Here is a 17,895-nt window from a genome sequence, read left to right on the forward strand (position 1 = left end):
TCAACGAGAGTTCCTCAGGGCTATCAAACTCAGTCACGTCACGTAACAATGCGTTAGCGGTGACAGGAAAGATCACCAATGCCGTAGAAAAACGTCTCTAAATCTTAAACGGTGGGCTGGGAAACGTTAGGACCAGAAGTTTGTCCTGATCCTGGTTCATCGTCAGATTCATCGATGCTGCACCACGATTGGACTACGTAGCCCACTACTACCCATGCGATGCATGGAGTCAGGCACGCGAGGCAGGAGATGAGCAGATCAGTGCGGGCAGGCGATGAGGCCATCTGGAGAGCAACGAAAAACTCACCGGCATACACGCCACTAAATACAGCACCGGCAAGGATAGATGATTGTCCTGCTACAGCGGTCAATGCAGCGGAATGGGGATTCATCCATGTGCTTTGGTGCTCACGCATGCGTTTGACGCCATATCCAGCGATGAGTACACACACGGCAATCACTAAGGCGGTGGCCGCCCCCCAAGCCTGGAGGGGCGGCACCCAGCCTTGATGCCTGACGACCAGTGTGAGTGATGCCCAGATGATGATCCCGGGGATCAGCGCACAGAGCAGCACATGCAGTGGCCGAATTCGGTTCATACAGATTCGTGTCCTATTTCGTAGTGACCCGCGGGCTTAGCCGGAAGAGCATCGGAGTTCTTCCATTCCAGGGCAAGCCAGCGGATACCGTCACGGTCTGGAGCTTCTTCAGCCAGATCAGCAACGCTACTTCCGTTGAGTTCTGCAAAGGGGTCGACGTGTGACCAAGGAAGAAGCACGAAGGCACGTTGCTGAGCCTGGGGGTGGGGAAGAATAAGTTCAGGATCCTGGCTTGTCACACCGTCATAGGTGACGAGATCAATGTCGAGAGTGCGAGGACCCCATTTTTCCTCTCGTGTGCGTCCTGCGGCGTCTTCAAGACGGTGACAGACGTCAAGAACTTCACGAGGAGACAACGCAGTCAACGCGACGACAACCGTATTGAGAAAATCGGGTTGTTCTGGCGATCCAGGAGCAGTGACTGCCTGAGTACGAGCCAGTGGCGCAACAGACAATACTTCAATGCCTGTGGTATCAGACAATTCGTCGACAGCGTGACGCAGGGTGGCCAAGACGTCTCCAATATTGCCCCCCAGCGCCAACACCACGTGCGTAGGACGAGCAGGACGCTCATCGAGTACGGAAACAGGCACCTCATCAACGGCGGTAGAGACCGCGGGAGGGAAAACTACCTGTTCCTCCTGCGGCTGTTCATCAAAAGGGTGCGCCTCAGATCCGGAGGGAGAGTCCTCCTGGTCAGCAGGGTCATTTTCCTGAGAAGAATGGAATTCACAAGACTCGTCAGTGTTTTCCCCGTGAGCGATGCGACTCGCTGCTGCTGGATCAGCAGCCGATGACAGGCTAGGCCAACAGGGAGCCGCCTCAACAGATTCGTCAGGTTGGGGGCGGAAAGCCAAGCCTGCAGCCATTACTCCAGCACCTACGCTCACCCCCAAGTCGGGAGCGGGCGCCATGGAAGAGTTGACTGCAGATTGCGCTAAAGCTCCGTCACGAAGTGACGGCCAGGACGGAGCCATCGGACCGTAGGGATCGTCTTCATCAGCAGGCTCAGGCAGACGCACGTCAGGAGCTTCAGCCATAGCAGCGGACACTGCAGACTTGGCCAGTTCGCCAGAGCGAACCGAAGGCCAGTGGGGAGCCATTTCGTAGTAGTCCTGCGCAGGTTCCTCAGCAGGCTGTACCTCTTGGTCAGGATCGGAAATCTGAGAAGAAGTGACAGGCTTATCGTCCACGAGAGTGGGTGCAGTGATCACAGATTCCTGAGCCAGTTCATCAACAGCCTCATTTGCCTGATTTTCGTCAGTGTACTGAGTCATCACATCATCCATGGATGCTCCGGTAACGTCAGCAGATTGTGCTGAAGGCCAGCAAGGGGCACCTTCGAAAGATGCATCAGGTTCTGGGCGCGAGGCCAGAGCACCTGCAGCAGCGGCAGCGCTAGCAGCCAGTAAGCTAGTGTCCACGCCAACGCCGGGAGCTTCAGCCAGTCCAGTAGTCACCACAGATTTGGCTACGTCACCAGAACGCAATGACGGCCAGGACGGAGCCATAAGATCGTCTGATTCATCAGCAGGTTCAGGAAGACGCACGTCAGGGGCATCAGCCAAGCCAGCGAAAACGGCAGACTTCGCTAGTTCACCAGAACGCAGCGACGGCCAATTCTGGCCGACCTCCATGGAGACATTGGGATCACCGTTGAACTCGCGAACACGATCAGAAGCGTCGCGATCAATAGTGATAACCACATCGTCAAATGCCACATCAAGGGGAGCCTGAGGCTTATGGATACAAACGCGGACGGCACGCACGCCGTCAAACACTAAAACAGCCTGAGCAATACGCTCGGCGAGAGTCTCAATAAGGTTAACCGGCTCGCCTTCAATAACAGCAACCACGGCGCGTGCTACCTGAGAGTAATCGACGGTCTGCGCGAGGTCATCGGTTGAAGCAGCGTGGGCTAAACGTTTGGAATCAACAGAGAGGATGACGTCAGCAGTAAAGAGTTGACCCTCTTCACGTTCTACGGGTAGTACTCCGTGGTAACCACGGGCAGATAACCCCAGCAAACTCACTGTGGAGGAATCAAAGAGGGTCATTGGTGCTCCTTCCAGAGCGCAACGGTATTGATAGCGTCACACGTGAGGCTCACGTGATGAACGCGCACGGCCCACACCCCAGCCTGCGCTGCAAGAGCACTGGTTGTTGCGGTAACCATGTCACGCTCGAGGGGATTTGATGCACGCTGGGGATCCAGTGCTAACGCAAGAAAGCGTTTCCGAGAAGCACCGATAAGAACAGGTCTGCCTAAACGCTGCTCGATAATTGAACACTGGGCAAGCAGTGTCCATGACTGGGGGTGGGTCTTAGCGAAACCAAGGCCTGGATCAACAATGACTTGGTTTTCGCTGACTCCTGCAGCGTAAGCCGACTCAAGGCGCTCAGAGAGTTCGGCGCATACTCCCGACACAACGTCACCGTTGTAATCCGTGAGTGTATCCATAGTCTCCGGGGTGCCACGCCAATGTTGGCAAATGTAAAGCACGGGATGATCAGCGATGACCTTGTAAATCTCTGGGTCTGTTAAGCCACCAGATACGTCATTAACGATACATGCACCTGCATCGATGGCTGCCTTGGCGGTAGTAGCGTGCATAGTGTCAATGCTGATCACTGCACCACGTGCAGCTAATTCACGGATCACGGGGATCACGCGCTCCGCTTCTTGCTCGGCAGTGACACGAGCAGAACCCGGGCGAGTAGATTCACCGCCGATATCGAGGATATCCGCCCCTTGAGCAAGGAGTTCTTCTCCGTGAGCAATGGCTGCTTCATGGTTATCCCAGTTGCCGCCATCAGAGAAGGAATCGGGTGTCACATTGACGATACCCATGACTGCGGTTCGTCCTGAGGGCACCACAGACACAGCAAGTTGAGGTACGGAAGATGTGCACACAGTAATCAGGATATCTGTTCTAGACAGTAGGACGAGTTTTCATTGTATTGACGCGCCGTAACACCCCTCATGGTTTTTGAGGGTGAAATAGCAGGAGATTATGCGCGTTTACCCAGGATGAGGCTCATGGCTTCGCTGCGGGTTGCTGCATTACGCATGATGCCTCGCACGGCACTGGTCACAGTGTTAGAGCCGGGTTTTCGCACACCGCGCATGGACATGCACAAATGCTCAGCTTCCACCACCACTATTACTCCACGGGGGTTAAGACCGCTGACCACCGCATCTGCTACCTGCGCAGTCAAACGCTCTTGCACTTGGGGACGGCGAGCGTAGCCGTCAACAAGGCGAGCGAGTTTACTCAGGCCAGTAACTTTTCCATCTTTTCCTGGAATGTAACCCACGTGAGCCACTCCATGGAAAGGAAGAAGATGATGTTCACATACCGAGTACAAGGCAATGTCTCGCACGAGAACCATTTCATTGTGCCCTACATCAAAGACCTTACTGAGATGTTCGGAGGGATCTGTGCCTAATCCTGAGAACATTTCGGCGTAGGCACGAGCCATACGCTCAGGGGTGTCTTTAAGGCCATCACGGTCTGGATCCTCACCAATGGCGGTGAGCAGGTCGCGGATTGCTCGTTCAACCCCTTGCGCATCGTAGGTCATGACTGATGGCCGCCTTCATCGTGCGGAGAGGCCTTGCGAGGCTCAGAATCCTGGCAGGGCTGAACATGAGACGGAGACATCGCATCTGCGTCAATATCATGAATCTGCTCGCTAGGACCATCGCTCTGAGATTGTGAAGACTCAACTTCCGCGTCTTCCTTAGCCTGGCGTTCGCCAGCAGTCAACACCGGTGGAATATCAGGAGCGATAAGGTCATCAGCACTGTGCCATACAGGCCGTTCAGGCTGCTTGATAACGGGAGCAAAAATCTTCTCCAGGTCCTTCTCAAGCAGAGTTTCACGCTCAAGGAGTTGGAGAGAGAGTTCATCGAGCACTGCGCGGTTACGAGTGAGGATGTCCCATGCTTCGCGGTGAGCGGTGTCCATGAGTTCACGAACCTCGGCATCGACCTGTGCGGCTACTGCTTCGGAGTATTCACGGGAGGATTGGCCCATGCCCATCATGGAATCCTGTTCAGAACTTCCCAGTTTCACCGCACCCACAGTGGCACTCATACCGAAGTCGGTCACCATCTTACGGGCTGTTGCGGTGGCCTTCTCAATGTCATTAGACGCGCCAGTGGTGGGATCTCGGAAGACCAGTTCTTCTGCGACGCGTCCACCCATGGAGTAGACCAGTTGGTCAAGGAGTTCGTTGCGTGTAGTGGAGTACTTGTCATCAGCAGGCATCACCATGGTGTATCCCAAAGCCTTACCGCGGGGAAGAATAGTGACCTTAGTAACCGGTGAGGAATAGGCACCTGCAGCGGCACACAGGGCATGGCCTGCTTCGTGGTAAGCGGTGACCTTCTTTTCATGGTCGCTCATCACGCGAGTACGCTTTTGCGGGCCAGCAACCACACGGTCGATGGCTTCATCGAGTGCGCGGGTATCGATGAGGTCAGCGTTGGAGCGCGCCGTGAGCAGTGCTGCTTCATTGAGGACGTTGGCCAAGTCTGCACCAGTAAAGCCAGGAGTGCGTTTAGCTACCAGACGTAGATCAACGTCCTTAGTCATCGGCTTGCCCTTCGCGTGCACCTGAAGAATGGCATAGCGTCCAGCCATGTCAGGGGCTTCAACGGCAATCTGGCGATCGAAGCGGCCAGGGCGCAGAAGTGCCTGATCGAGCACATCGGGGCGGTTGGTGGCGGCGATGAGGATGACGTTGGTGGTGGCGTCGAAGCCGTCCATTTCGACGAGCAACTGGTTAAGGGTCTGCTCACGTTCATCATGTCCGCCCCCCATGCCGGAGCCACGATGGCGGCCTACCGCGTCAATCTCATCAACGAAGATGATAGCCGGGGAGTTGGCTTTGGCTTGCTCGAAGAGGTCGCGGACGCGGGAAGCACCCACGCCGACGAACATTTCGACGAATTCGGAACCACTCATGGAGAAGAAGGGCACGCCCGCCTCACCTGCGACCGCTTTAGCAAGGAGGGTTTTACCAGTTCCGGGAGGACCGTAGAGGAGAACACCCTTGGGGATCTTGGCCCCCACAGCACGGAATTTCTCAGGTTCGGAGAGGAATTCTCGGATTTCTTGGAGTTCTTCAACGGCTTCATCTTCACCTGCGACGTCATCGAAGGTAACGTCAGGCATTTCTTTCTGGCCAACCTTGGCTTTGGACTTGCCGAAGCCCATGGCGCCTCTTGCTCCACCTTGCATTCGACCAATGAGCCACCACAGCAGAAGAAGAAATAGGAATGTAGGCAAAATCAACTGGAGCATGGACATCCACCAAGTAGTGGTGGGAACCACCGCGTTGAATCCTGCCGTTGGTTTTGCTTCTTGAATGAGGTTGTCAACTTGTTCGGCTTGGGCACTGGTATAGGTGAACTTGACCTTCTTGCCGAGGTTAACTTCGCGTTGTCCGGGCTTCTTAGGCTTGGCGACGTAATCCTTGTTCAGGTCCATCTCCACCACTTGGTGGCCGTCAATGACGGTCGCTGAGGTGAGAGTGTCTCCTTCTTTGAGCAAAGCAAGACCATCGGAGGTGTCGATGGTGCGATATCCCCCCATGGAGAAGAGACTGGTAGCAATGATTACACCCAGCACAATGAGGGGGAGAAGCCACAGCAGTGGCTTGACGCCTTTATTTTTTTTGGTGGGGCGCCCGGAGTTGTCCATCGCGTCGATTCCCTTTCGCACAGTTAACGTGTCATGACGCTAACCCATTGCAGGCCTTCGCCTGCTATTGGTGGGGGTTTGTTCGCGCTAGGCGTGCTGAAAAGCGGTTTTCAGCACGCCTAGCGTTGTGGTGTGATCTAAGAGAAAATCAGCCACCGTAGACGTGAGGCGCAAGGGTCCCCACGAAGGGCAGGTTGCGGTACTTCTCGGCGTAGTCCAGGCCGTAGCCAATGACGAACTCATTGGGAATATCAAAGCCCACATAACGGACATCAACTTCTACCTTGGCTGCTTCGGGCTTACGCAGGAGAGTAGCGATTTCGACGCTTGCGGCACCACGTGAGGAGAGGTTACCCACGAGCCAGGATAAGGTGAGACCGGAGTCAATGATGTCTTCAACGATGAGGACGTGACGGCCGGTGAGGTCGGAGTCGAGATCTTTAAGGATACGGACCACACCGCTGCTCTTGGTGCCTGATCCGTAGGAAGACACGGCCATCCAATCCATGGGGACGGATTGAGACAAAAGACGGGAGAGATCTGCCATGACGTAAATGGCGCCCTTAAGGACACCTACGAGCAAAAGGTTTTTTCCGGCGTAATCTTCGTCGATCTGCTTGGCCATTTCTGCCAGGCGTTCATCGATCTGTTCCTTGGTCAGAAGTACCTGCCCCAGGTCGGAGCCCATCTGCTCGACATCCATGCTGTTTTCCTCTCCCGTTAGTGTATGGGGTGGGTTGAGTGGTCCCACTATTCCTATAGCCTGCCATATTCGCCCTATGCCACGCTTCCCACTAGAAAGCGCGGGAGGAATAACGCTAGGCAGTACGGCGTCATTCCTAGGAGGGTTTCATCCGTGAATTCGCTCAATCCATTCGTTGGGATGACTGATTTCTCTCATCGTTGGCAACTGATCTGGGCTGGCCAGAGCAGCAGCCAACCCCTCATGACCAACATGGGAAATGACAGTGCGCGCAAAGATGGTGCCTTGGGAATACTGAGAGTACTTAGTGTCGATTCCGACGATCTTACGGATATAGGTTTCAATATCGGAGTGTCCCATGGGGATGCCGGTGTGACGTGCGCTTGCCACGGAGGCGCGAATACGATGAACCGAGGGCATAGTAGCAGGATGGATCCCGTCCATAACTGCTTCGGCTTGACCTTCGAGGAAAGCCATGGCACTCATAAGACTATCGAGCAGTTCCCACTGTTCTTCATTGAGAGTCAAGGAGAGTACATCGCTTTCCCCGCTGGCCAAACTCCGCACCGCATCAGTAACGCTATTCATACGGCGCACAAAACTATGAGGAGCTTTGGACGGCTGCGGGCCAAGACTGGCGATAAGACGTGTGGTCATGCCAGTCAGATACTGGGCCAACCATGGGGCTTGGGCTAATTGCACGGCGTGCGTAGCTTCATGAAGAGCTACCCAAGAAGGAAAGTCCATCATGTCGAGGTCCAGTTCATCGCGGGTAGCCAAAACATTGGGCGCAACGAGAATCATGCGAGCGTGAGAGCGACACGTCTGCACCCCATGATTCTCCTGTTGTCCGACGACGCATCCTCCGATGTTCTGCTCAGCGTCACCGGACACCTTTCCTCCAGCAATATCAGTACCCGAGGCAGAAAAATCGTGGGCTGGCTCGTCGATGATGGGATGGACTTGTCCCAAGACCCGCGTAGAGAGCACACCCATGAGAGCGGCAACTTCTACGCCCGCTAGGTCAGGCAACATACCTGGAATATCTTGGGCGCTTAAGGCGATGGAGTCAGGAAGAAGGGAACGGATGAAGGTGGTATTGATATCAATCCATCCGGCACGATCCACGATTTTGACATCGAGGCATCGTTGGGCACGCTGAGCTGCTTCATTAAGTCCGGTGATTTCTCCAACCCACTGAGGGGCTTGGTGCGCTGAACGACGCAACAGATCAACGGTTGCTTGACGTTGTGGTGCAGCAACACGTGGACCTGCAGGAGTAAGAGTCTGCGCGATACGTCGGGCTAGGGACCAGTTAATGCGTTCGGAATGGACAGGCAGACGGGGAATCATGAGCATCCACATTCGGTCAGGGGTTCCATAAAGGCGTAGTCAATGGCAGTTCGCGCTCCCCACAGTCCCCCCTCTGGAAAACCGTTAGCGACCACAGAGAATGCGAGTTGACGACCATCGGCAGTAATAGTGAGTCCCGTGAGTGAGGCAACCTGATCCAGTGAACCGGTTTTCGCTCGGATCATTCCTGCTGCAGAAGAGTCGTTGTAACGCTGGGAGAGTGTGCCGTCGAGTGCAGAGATAGGAAGGTCGGTGATGAGGGTTCGTCCCGCTTCAGCGATTGCCGGATCTGCTGTTTTCCCCTCGACTTGAGGGGCTCCAGCGGCCGTAGAGACGATTTGCGCCATAAGCGCCGGTGGCACTTTGTTCCCTTCAGCAAGACCCGAACAATCGAGCATAGTAACGTTAGTGGTGGTAAATCCTTGCTTACTTAGTTGAGCCAGAACTGCTTCGGTTGCTCCGGCAAATGAGCCCGGCAGTCCAGAAGCCAAAGCAACGAGACGCCCCTCCACCTCAGTCATGGTGTTATCTGAAGTTTTGAGCGAAATGGCCAGGATGTCCCCTAACGGAGCACTGGTGATGGTGCCGACAGTCTGCGCATCCTGAGGGGATCGCTTCCGCACCGGGCTTCCTGTGACTGTGATGCCGTTTTCCCTCAAACGCTCAGCGAAAGTTTGTGCTGCATCCATGGCTGGATCAGTTGGATAGCCACCCGCGTGATGGTAGTCGGTCACGTTGAGCATGATGGGTTGCACGGGAGCTTCCCAAGCGTGGTAGTCCTCAATCCATGCTGAGTTCCATGAGGGACCAGAAAAAAGGGTGTCATCAAGTGCCAGCGTGACGGTAGTGATGCCCTGGTCTTTGAGAGCTACAGATGTTTGCTTCGCTAAGTCCCCCAGACCCGCATGTCCTTCAGTAGTGAAAGGGTTTCCTGCATCAGGCGCTAGAAGGACGTCTCCCCCACCCACGAGGGTGACTGTACTACCAGAAAGCGTGGCAGTAGTTTGAAGAGTGTGTTCAGGGCCCATCAGCGTCAGAGCAGCCCATGCGGTGAGCAATTTGTTTGACGAAGCAGGGGTAAGCGGAGTATCTCCACCGTCAGAAAAGATCTCTTTGCCGGTGAGCACATCAATGACACTGACTCCCACCGTTGCACCCTCTAAGCCGCTGTGGCTTTTCAGACCTGCGGTGATAGCTGCAAGCGCTGATTGGGTGGGAACAGGAGCCTGAGGATTGAGTCCAGTAACGGCAGGAACGAGAGGTTCACTGTCAGGAGGTTGGATAGTAGGCAGTGGCGCGGAAACGACGTCATCATGCGCAGCTGTCAGGGGTCCGGGAACTAGGTCAAGCGTGTCAGCCACCGCATAGTAGCCACCGCAGACAAGCAGGGTGGCACAACTCAGAGCAACAAGAGTGGTTCGACGCACGCGATTTCCTTCGTGTCGGTTTCTCCTGTCAGGGACCGTTGGCAGGACATATTCAGCAAGACATGTTAAGAATACGGCTTAAGCATATTCGTCGTGAGTAATGGTGCAGCATACTGTGTGCTACACCGCACTCATGGTAAGTTTCTTGGCCAGATGTCCACATTGTTGGTCCTCATGGTCCACACTAGAGGCATGTCACTGTGGCCCACCCGCCACACCCCAGCCAATCGCCACGATCCGTGCGCCATGGAAAGGAGCCGAACATGGAGTTCGACGTCACGATTGAGATCCCTAAAGGCAATCGTAATAAGTACGAGGTGGACCATGAATCCGGCCGCATTCGTCTCGACCGAATGCTCTTCACCTCCACTCGTTACCCCGATGATTACGGCTACATCGATGGCACCCTGGGCGAAGACGGCGACCCTCTGGATGCACTAGTTCTTCTCGAAGAACCCACATTCCCTGGCTGTCTGATTCGCTGCCGCGCGCTGGGGATGTTCCGCATGCGTGATGAGAAGGGGGGCGACGATAAAGTCCTGTGCGTCCCTTCCGCTGACCAACGCGCTTCTTGGCGTACTGATATCGAAGACGTCAGCGAGTTCCATCGCCTAGAAATCCAGCACTTCTTCGAGGTCTACAAGGATTTGGAACCCGGCAAGAGCGTTGAAGGTGCTCACTGGGTTGGCCGTGAAGAGGCTGAAGAAGAAATCCGCCGTTCCTTCGAGCGAGAAAAGGCTGCAATCGAACGCGGAGAACACTGAGATTGTTCTTAACAACGTCATTGGGGGGCCGCTGACTTATGGTCAGCGGCCCCCCAATGTATGGTTACGCATCGTTGATTGCTTGTGAGTAACGTTTTAAAGCCTTACGGCATAGGGCATGATTCCACCCCAACGCACTCCTGTCACCTTAACAACGTCACCAGGTGCAGGCGCTTCGATCATCTGGTCCCCACCTAGGTAGATAGCAACATGATAGATACTTCCGGCGCTGCCGTTAGATGACCAGAATAGAAGGTCGCCAGGCTGTGCAGCTGACAGCGGAACATGGGTTCCAGACCAGTACTGAGCACGCGAGGAGTGGGGAAGATAAACACCGGCTTGTGCCCAAGCAAGCATGACCAGGCCGGAACAGTCCAAACCGCCCCACGATTCGCCACCCCACACGTATGGCACTCCGAGGAATCCATAAGCAGCATTTACTGCGGTCGAGGCGCCGCCGTAGTTATATACAGGTTCAGGGTCGGGAGCAGGCGCAGGGGCAGGGGCAGGGGTCCAGTATCCGTCATCTTCCTCTTCTTGACTTGCTTGCTCCGCTGCACGTGCGGCTTCAGCGTTACGCGCTGCCTGCGCGTCGCGTTCAGCTTGTGCTTGACGCTCTGCTTCTGCTGCGGCCAGCGCTGCTTCGCGTGCGGCTTTTTCCTCAGCCGCTTTACGTGCTGCCTCAAGCTGATCCTGATGCTGACGTTCCAGTTCAACAGTGGTATTACGCTGGGTAGCAAGTGTAGCGATGAGGGTATCGCGTTCAGTGGTTGCGTCTGCAACCTTCCGTGCGGCGCTTGCTGCTACAGCATCAGCGTTGTCTTTCGCAGTTGCTGCTGCATCAGCTGCTTCACTTTTTGCAGTTTTCTTATTATCCGCAATGTCCTGCATTGTCTGAGCGACTGCTTCGAGCGCTTCGACACTTTGGACCTTTTCGTCTGTGCTTTCACCAGCACGTTCGAGAGTGGCATCGTGGTCAGCCAAGTCACCGAGAGATTCGCTGGTGAGGTAAGGAGCGAGGACGGCTAGGGGACTGCCTTGATCTTGATAGGTCTGGACAACGACACTAGAGAGATCTTGTCGTGCTCGCACGGTAGCGGCAGCAGCATCGTCTGCTTGCTTTTGTGCTTCGTCCGCTTCTTTGGTGGCTTTGTCTAGTTCATCGAGAGCTTGAAGATAGTCCTCACTGGCAATCTGCGCTTCCATGGTGGCTGCATCGGATTCACTTGAGAGTTGAGCCAGACGAGCTTCATTGTCAGCGATAGAGGCACTGGTTCCAGATTCTGCCGCTTTAGCGCGATCAATATCCTCTTGAGTGACATCGTCAGCAAGAGCAAGGGGCGTCATGCTCATCATGAACACTACGCCAAGCGCAACGATGCGGCGCATAGTGGATGAGAGGGGCGATGGCTTCACAAAAACTCCAGCAAATGGTGATGGCATTGTTTATCGCGCGTAACACACGCGATACGAACTAGTGCAACCATAGTCTCTTTTTTCACAATAGGGAACGCCAGTAACAGTTTTCACATTAGCAACACTAACAACAATCATGAAAATGATGAATATCAGCAATTTTCTGTCATAGTTTTGATCCATTTCTCACTTTTCATGGCACTCCGACGCTCCACCCCTTCCCAAAGTGAGGCACAATGAAAGAGTGAAAACTCCTCGCGCCTCATCGATGGCAAACTCACCATCTCAAGCACAATCGTTCTTGAGCGACGACGAGTTATGGACATTCCCTGATCCACCACCCACAGGATCATGGGGACCCGACTTTCTCGGTCCAGGTTTTGAGGCGCAAACCCTCCCCCTACTCATCAATGATGCAGAAGACGACCCAGTTGCCACACTGGTACGTTACCTGCCACACAACGACCCAAAGGCGCTAGCCGGCACTCCCTCCACTCCGACATTTACCCTTCTCTATCTCCACGGGTGGAATGACTATTTCTTCCAAACCCACCTTGCTCGTCAAATTGCCCGCTTAGGCGGAGCCTTCTATGCACTGGATTTGCGCCGTTATGGTCGCAGCCTGCGAAAAGGGCAGATGCGCGGGTGGTGTGATGATCTGACGATTTATGACGAGGACATTAGCGCCGCTTTCGCTGTCCTACGCGAAGAACGTCCCTGGGACTCATCGTTAATCATGATGGGACACTCCACGGGCGGCTTGATTGCCTCCATTTGGGCTGACCGTCATCCCGGCGCTTTAGATGCGCTCATCCTAAACTCCCCCTGGCTTGAACTTCAGGGTTCTTCGTTGTTACGCATGCTTGGTGAGCCCGTGGTTAACACCTTAGCTCGACGCGATCCCACCATGCCTATCATGCCCAGGCGCCAAGACGTGGATGCCTTCTTTGATATTCATCTAGGGTGGAATGAAGATCGTGACGGCCCCATGACTCATGATGATTGGAAGGACGATCCGTACGTCACGGGCTGGAATGTGTATTGGCCTTTCAAGCAGCGCCCTACTCCCCCAATTCGCCCGGGGTGGATGCAGGCAATTATGGCTGGCCACGCTCGCGTGGCTCAGGGATTATCGATTACATGCCCCGTGTTTGTCATGCTGTCTGCTCACAGCCATTTTGGTTTTGGCTGGAACGATCAAGCACGCCATACCGACACAGTGATTGATGCTCCAGCCACAGCCAAACGCGCCGTGCAATTAGGCAACCTTGTGACAATTGCACGCTTCGAAGGCGCCCTTCATGACGTAACTTTATCTGAACCGCCAGTCCGTGAACAGGCTATGTCAGCCATGCGCCGCTGGGTGAGCAGTTACGTCCTGGGGCAGAAGGAGTAAACAATCCTTATTAAGTGGTGTTACCTCCCAGGAACGCAGGAGTCTGCTTAACAGGGAGAGAAGTTGAGCAACACAGCAGCGAACATAGGCTTGTCGTGCAACTCATCCAATCAGCGAAAACACTCTCTTGCCAGTAAAAAAGTCAGGAACGAGCGCGGCGGCCAGAAGGTTTCATAGGCATCTGCGGGTCAACGTCGCGCACTTCTTCCCATGCCTGGCGCAGTGTCGGCCCGTGGGGCCCAAAACGCCACACGTGCCATCCATCAATATCATCAACTCCCTGCGCATGGCAGGCAGCCTCGGTGGGGTCAGTAAAGGTGCGACCATCACTCAGTGTCATGACACCGTAGGTGTCAATAGTGGCAACATGGAAGATACCGCGACGCAGTGATTGCCAAACCACTTCAGTCACGGTTCCCAACGCATGGGCAACCTTTGCCAATGCTTCTTCACTCATCGAGGGGTCCCAAGGATCAGGCCATAGCGCCTCTCCGCTAGGCAGTTCACCATTTCCTCTTCCCTCATCACTGTTCTGCTTAGTCAGGACAGTAACAGGGCATGACTCTGCCTCTTCAGCACCACCGTCATCAGTGGCAACATGGTCAACCTGGTCAATTGATTCCGCCGGAGTGAAATCACCAGATTCGCTCATTGGCGCGAGCACACTCATCGTCTGCGTAGGAGAAAGCACGGCATTTGTCCCAACACTCTGCTCCCCAGGTGCCACAAACTCATGAGTTGCACGATCACTGTGCGCACTATTCTCGGAGGATTCAACCAGGTCAGCGCTATGAGTACCGCGATGGGCTACATGCTGCTGAGTGTCTCTTTCTGTCAGAGCAGGAGATGCGGCTTCTACTTCTTGGCGACGAGGCCGTGCAACCAACAAGGTGTTACCAACCTGATCCATGGGCTGAGCGGAGAGAAGTTCAACATGAACAAAATGGCGACCATTAGCCAAGCGTCGAACGTCAACGGTATGGACCTGAACACCAGAGGGTGCCACGAGAGGAAGGCTAGTGCGCACGTCGTCAGCAAGGTGTGCGGTAAGCACAATGAGACGATCAGTCACCGAAGCGCGAAGGGGAACAGCGTCACGGAAGTCTTGCCAATCATGACGGAAAGCTTCCATTCCTCCAGGATATGCGGCGCCCACGCCACGCACTCCCATGGCAGACATGGCCGAGACGTGGGCCAAGCCACCAATTAATGTAGCGGCATCCATGTGCTCACTGACCATCACAACAACCACATCGCCAGCCGGGTTAAGGGCTGTCAGCGCATCTCCATAGCCAAGAGGCTGCCAAGAAATAGGAAAAATGGGCAGAGAGAGCACATCAAGAATTTGGGTACGTACAGCCTCTAGAGCATCGCGGATAGCAGACGCTTCGGCTGGGCGGCCAAACTGGGCCGGAACTAGTTGTGCCTCAGCAAGTTCGTAGAGCGCCATGATGTGTTCCTAGCCGACGGGGGGTAAAGCCAAAGCAATCCTCTCACGTCTGGAAAACATTTCCAGACCTCTTCGTCCCATTGCTCCTGTGAGATATACAGTTTCACGTTCTTTAGATATTCCTTGCTTTCATCACACACGAACACCCACGCTATTGACAAAAAGGCTCAACCACCTGGTCAAAGACAAGGTCCGCCCGCATCCACTTGAAACCTAGCGGTGGGGCGGATACGCCGGTCGCATATCCGCCCCACCGGATGGTCAATCAGATGGCATTAGGCCGTTGCCTGAGCCTCATCCTGTACTTCATCGAGAATCACTGCTCGCCCTGCTTCCAGACGTGCTACAGGTACACGATAAGGCGAACAGGAGACATAATTCAGCCCCACAGAATGGAAAAATTGGATGGAATCAGGATCACCGCCGTGCTCGCCACACACGCCGAGTTTAATGCCCGGCTTAGTAGCGCGAGCACCCTCAGCGCCAATGCGAACCATCTGGCCCACGCCGTCACGGTCGAGGGTCTCGAAGGGTGAGACTCCAAAGATTCCTTCGTCGGTGTAGTGACCGAAGAAAGACCCTTCAACGTCGTCACGCGAGAAGCCCCACGTGGTCTGGGTCAGGTCGTTGGTACCGAAGGAGAAGAAGTCTGCCTCGCTGGCGATGTGTTCGCTAGTAAGGGCCGCACGGGGCAACTCGATCATGGCACCAATGGGGAAAGACAAATCCATACCGGACTCTTCACTGACCTCGTCAAGCACCTTTTGTGCGCGATCTCGAGCAATCTGGAGTTCACGGACACTACCGACCAGCGGAATCATGATCTCTGGGCGCGGGTTGCCACCGACGCGCAAGCGCTCCACTGCCGCTTCAGCGATAGCACGGACCTGAAGCTCAATCAGGCCGGGCATAGTAAGTAACAATCGCACACCGCGAAGACCCAACATGGGGTTGGCTTCATGGTGAGCACGAACCACATGAAGTAATTCCTCATCTGCAGGGTCAAGGACCCCGTTGGCCTTATCCACAGCGACCTTGACGCTGAGCTCAGTAAGATCGGGTAAGAATTCGTGAAGTGGCGGATCAATGAGACGGACAGTCATGGGCTTGGAGTCCATAGTTTCCATCATCTCGATGAAGTCACCCTTCTGGAGGGGGAGAAGTGCGGCCAGGGCGGCTACGCGTTCTTCATCGGTACTAGCCAAAATGAGGTCCTGAACGAACTGACGGCGTTCGCCAAGGAACATATGCTCGGTACGGCATAGCCCCACTCCCTGAGCACCACGAGCTACGGCATTACGTGCATCCTCAGGAGTATCAGCATTGGCACGCACACTCAGTCTACGAACGGAGTCGGCATGCTGCATGAGACGGTCCACGGCAAGAACAAGTTCACGGGTGTCCTCATCAGGGGCCGCTTCGAGAGCTTTCTCCAGGCCGGAGTGAATGTAGGTCATAACGGGTGAGTCAACAACTGCGACGTCTCCAAGGAAGACTTCACCGGTAGTGCCATCAATGGCGATGGTGTCTTGGGAAGTAAAGACTCCATCATGACCGCGCACACGCAAAGTCTTGGAAGCGGCATCAACGTCGAGTGATTCGGCACCACAGACGCAGGTCTTTCCCATGCCACGGGCCACGACAGCTGCGTGGGAGGTCTTGCCACCGCGTGCGGTAAGCACGCCGGCGGCAGCGACCATACCGGGCAAATCATCAGGGTTGGTCTCACGACGAACCAAGATGCAACTGATTCCTGCTTCGGCCATGGCTTGCGCTTCTTCGTTATTGAAAGCAATCTTGCCAACCGCTGCACCAGGAGAAGCAGGCATAGCACGAGTAAGCAGGTCACGCTCTGCACCAGTGGCGAACTGAGGGAACATCAACTGGGTGAGTTGTTCACCGGTGACGCGGGTAAGTGCTTCATCAATGGTGATCATGCGCTCATCAACGAGTTGGGTCGCTACACGAAATGCGGCACCAGCAGTGCGCTTGCCGACGCGAGTCTGCAAAAGCCACAACTTGCCACGCTCGATAGTAAATTCGATGTCGCACAGATCCCGGTAGTGTGTCTCAAGGCGACGCATGGCAGCACGAAGTTCGTCGTAGGAAACTTTATCGAGTTCTTCAAGGTCTGCCAGGGACAGAGTGTTACGGATACCCGCCACCACATCTTCACCCTGGGCGTTGACAAGGTAGTCACCGTAAACACCTGCACGGCCAGTGGAGGGGTCACGAGTAAAGCACACACCAGTTCCTGAAGTCTCGCCCATATTGCCAAAAACCATGGTGCATACGTTGACAGCCGTACCCAAGTCGTGCGGAATTTTTTCACGGCGACGGTAGATATGTGCACGTTCTGTGTTCCATGAGCGGAAGACTGCTTCAGTGGCTAGGTCGAGTTGTTCACGGGGGTCCTGAGGGAAAGCAGTTCCGGTTTCCTTGCGGACGATCTCCTTGAACTCGCTGACCAGTTCCTGCAAGGCGCCGACGGATAGTTCGTAATCCATGGTAACGCCACGGTCAGACTTTTTAGTGTCAAGCGCAGAGGAGAAGAGGTCTCCATCTACGTCAAGCACGGTCTTACCAAACATCTGGATGAGACGACGATAGGAGTCCCAGGCAAAACGTGAGTCTCCGGAAACCTTTGCCAGACCCTCAACGCTGGAGTCATTAAGCCCAATATTCAGGACAGTTTCCATCATGCCAGGCATGGAGAACTTGGCACCGCTTCGTACGGACACAAGAAGGGGATCGTCAGGATCTCCCAGTTGCCGTCCGAGTTCTTCTTCAACTTCGCGAAGGGCGCGGGTGACCTGAACAGCGAGTTCGTCGGGGACTTCACCGTCACGCAGGTAAGCACGACATGCGTCGGTGGTAACAGTGAATCCCGGAGGTACAGGCAGACCGAGTTTGGTCATTTCGGCCAAGTTGGCACCTTTGCCGCCAAGTAGATCTTTCTGGTCTTTGTCGCCTTCACAGAAACGGTAAACGTACTTGGGCATCCTTTGCCTCTTTCCGTAGATAAATGTGTGTTACGCCTCGTTGCGTAACCTATGGCCCAGAATAATGTGACCTA

Annotated in this window: 13 protein-coding genes; 2 read left to right on the forward strand and 11 right to left on the reverse strand. The window is 54.8% G+C overall.

Translation table 11 applies throughout. The features are described 5' to 3' along the window. Nucleotides 1-104: 104 nt before the first annotated feature. The 8 genes from A9753_RS06750 to dacB form a co-directional block, all read right to left on the reverse strand. Complete coding sequence (locus tag A9753_RS06750) at nt 105-599, reverse strand: DUF3180 domain-containing protein (RefSeq protein ID WP_067782166.1); 495 nt, start codon at nt 597-599, stop codon at nt 105-107. Then, the gene (gene folK / locus A9753_RS10040) at nt 596-2,656 is read right to left on the reverse strand and encodes a 2-amino-4-hydroxy-6-hydroxymethyldihydropteridine diphosphokinase (protein ID WP_067782170.1); all 2,061 of its coding nucleotides are present in this window, start codon (nt 2,654-2,656) and stop codon (nt 596-598) included. The genes A9753_RS06750 and folK overlap by 4 nt, the downstream gene beginning before the upstream one ends. Further along, the gene (folP, locus tag A9753_RS06760; protein ID WP_425394247.1) at nt 2,653-3,513 is read right to left on the reverse strand and encodes a dihydropteroate synthase; all 861 of its coding nucleotides are present in this window, start codon (nt 3,511-3,513) and stop codon (nt 2,653-2,655) included. Before folP ends, folK begins: the two co-directional genes overlap by 4 nt. Before the next feature lie 98 nt (nt 3,514-3,611). Continuing rightward, nucleotides 3,612-4,184, reverse strand: a complete 573-nt coding sequence (folE, locus tag A9753_RS06765) for a GTP cyclohydrolase I FolE (RefSeq protein ID WP_067782176.1) — start codon at nt 4,182-4,184, stop codon at nt 3,612-3,614. Continuing rightward, nucleotides 4,181-6,310 (reverse strand): ATP-dependent zinc metalloprotease FtsH, encoded by a 2,130-nt coding sequence (ftsH, locus tag A9753_RS06770; RefSeq protein WP_083090381.1) that lies wholly within the window; start codon nt 6,308-6,310, stop codon nt 4,181-4,183. The genes folE and ftsH overlap by 4 nt, the downstream gene beginning before the upstream one ends. A 148-nt stretch (nt 6,311-6,458) precedes the next feature. After that, nucleotides 6,459-7,013 carry a hypoxanthine phosphoribosyltransferase gene (gene hpt, locus A9753_RS06775; RefSeq protein WP_067782179.1) on the reverse strand — a complete coding sequence of 185 codons (555 nt, stop codon included), beginning with the start codon at nt 7,011-7,013 and terminating at the stop codon, nt 6,459-6,461. A gap of 147 nt (nt 7,014-7,160) precedes the next feature. Next, nucleotides 7,161-8,366, reverse strand: a complete 1,206-nt coding sequence (locus A9753_RS06780) for a zinc-dependent metalloprotease (protein WP_176702756.1) — start codon at nt 8,364-8,366, stop codon at nt 7,161-7,163. Then, nucleotides 8,363-9,793, reverse strand: a complete 1,431-nt coding sequence (gene dacB / locus A9753_RS06785) for a D-alanyl-D-alanine carboxypeptidase/D-alanyl-D-alanine endopeptidase (protein WP_067782184.1) — start codon at nt 9,791-9,793, stop codon at nt 8,363-8,365. The genes A9753_RS06780 and dacB overlap by 4 nt, the downstream gene beginning before the upstream one ends. 263 nt (nt 9,794-10,056) lie before the next feature. On the opposite strand from dacB, the gene A9753_RS06790 reads away from it, so the two are divergent. Then, entirely contained in the window at nt 10,057-10,557 is a 501-nt protein-coding gene (locus A9753_RS06790) for an inorganic diphosphatase (protein ID WP_067782186.1), read from the forward strand. A gap of 96 nt (nt 10,558-10,653) precedes the next feature. Here the strand turns inward: A9753_RS06790 and A9753_RS06795 are convergent, their stop codons facing one another. After that, nucleotides 10,654-11,973, reverse strand: a complete 1,320-nt coding sequence (locus A9753_RS06795) for a C40 family peptidase (RefSeq protein WP_245637394.1) — start codon at nt 11,971-11,973, stop codon at nt 10,654-10,656. Between the two features lie 244 nt (nt 11,974-12,217). On the opposite strand from A9753_RS06795, the gene A9753_RS06800 reads away from it, so the two are divergent. Continuing rightward, on the forward strand, nt 12,218-13,369 hold the full coding sequence (locus tag A9753_RS06800) for an alpha/beta hydrolase (protein ID WP_245637395.1): 1,152 nt from the start codon (nt 12,218-12,220) through the stop codon (nt 13,367-13,369). A gap of 142 nt (nt 13,370-13,511) precedes the next feature. Here A9753_RS06800 and A9753_RS09535 read toward each other — a convergent pair whose 3' ends face one another. Both A9753_RS09535 and ppdK read right to left on the reverse strand, forming a co-directional pair. Beyond that, nucleotides 13,512-14,819, reverse strand: a complete 1,308-nt coding sequence (locus A9753_RS09535; protein WP_067782191.1) for a hypothetical protein — start codon at nt 14,817-14,819, stop codon at nt 13,512-13,514. A 275-nt stretch (nt 14,820-15,094) separates the two neighbouring features. After that, nucleotides 15,095-17,821: a pyruvate, phosphate dikinase gene (ppdK, locus tag A9753_RS06810; protein ID WP_067782193.1), complete on the reverse strand. Its 2,727-nt coding sequence runs from the start codon at nt 17,819-17,821 to the stop codon at nt 15,095-15,097. Nucleotides 17,822-17,895 lie beyond the last annotated feature (74 nt).

It is taken from the genome of Actinomyces vulturis (genome assembly GCF_001687305.1).
Classification (GTDB): domain Bacteria; phylum Actinomycetota; class Actinomycetes; order Actinomycetales; family Actinomycetaceae; genus Actinomyces; species Actinomyces vulturis.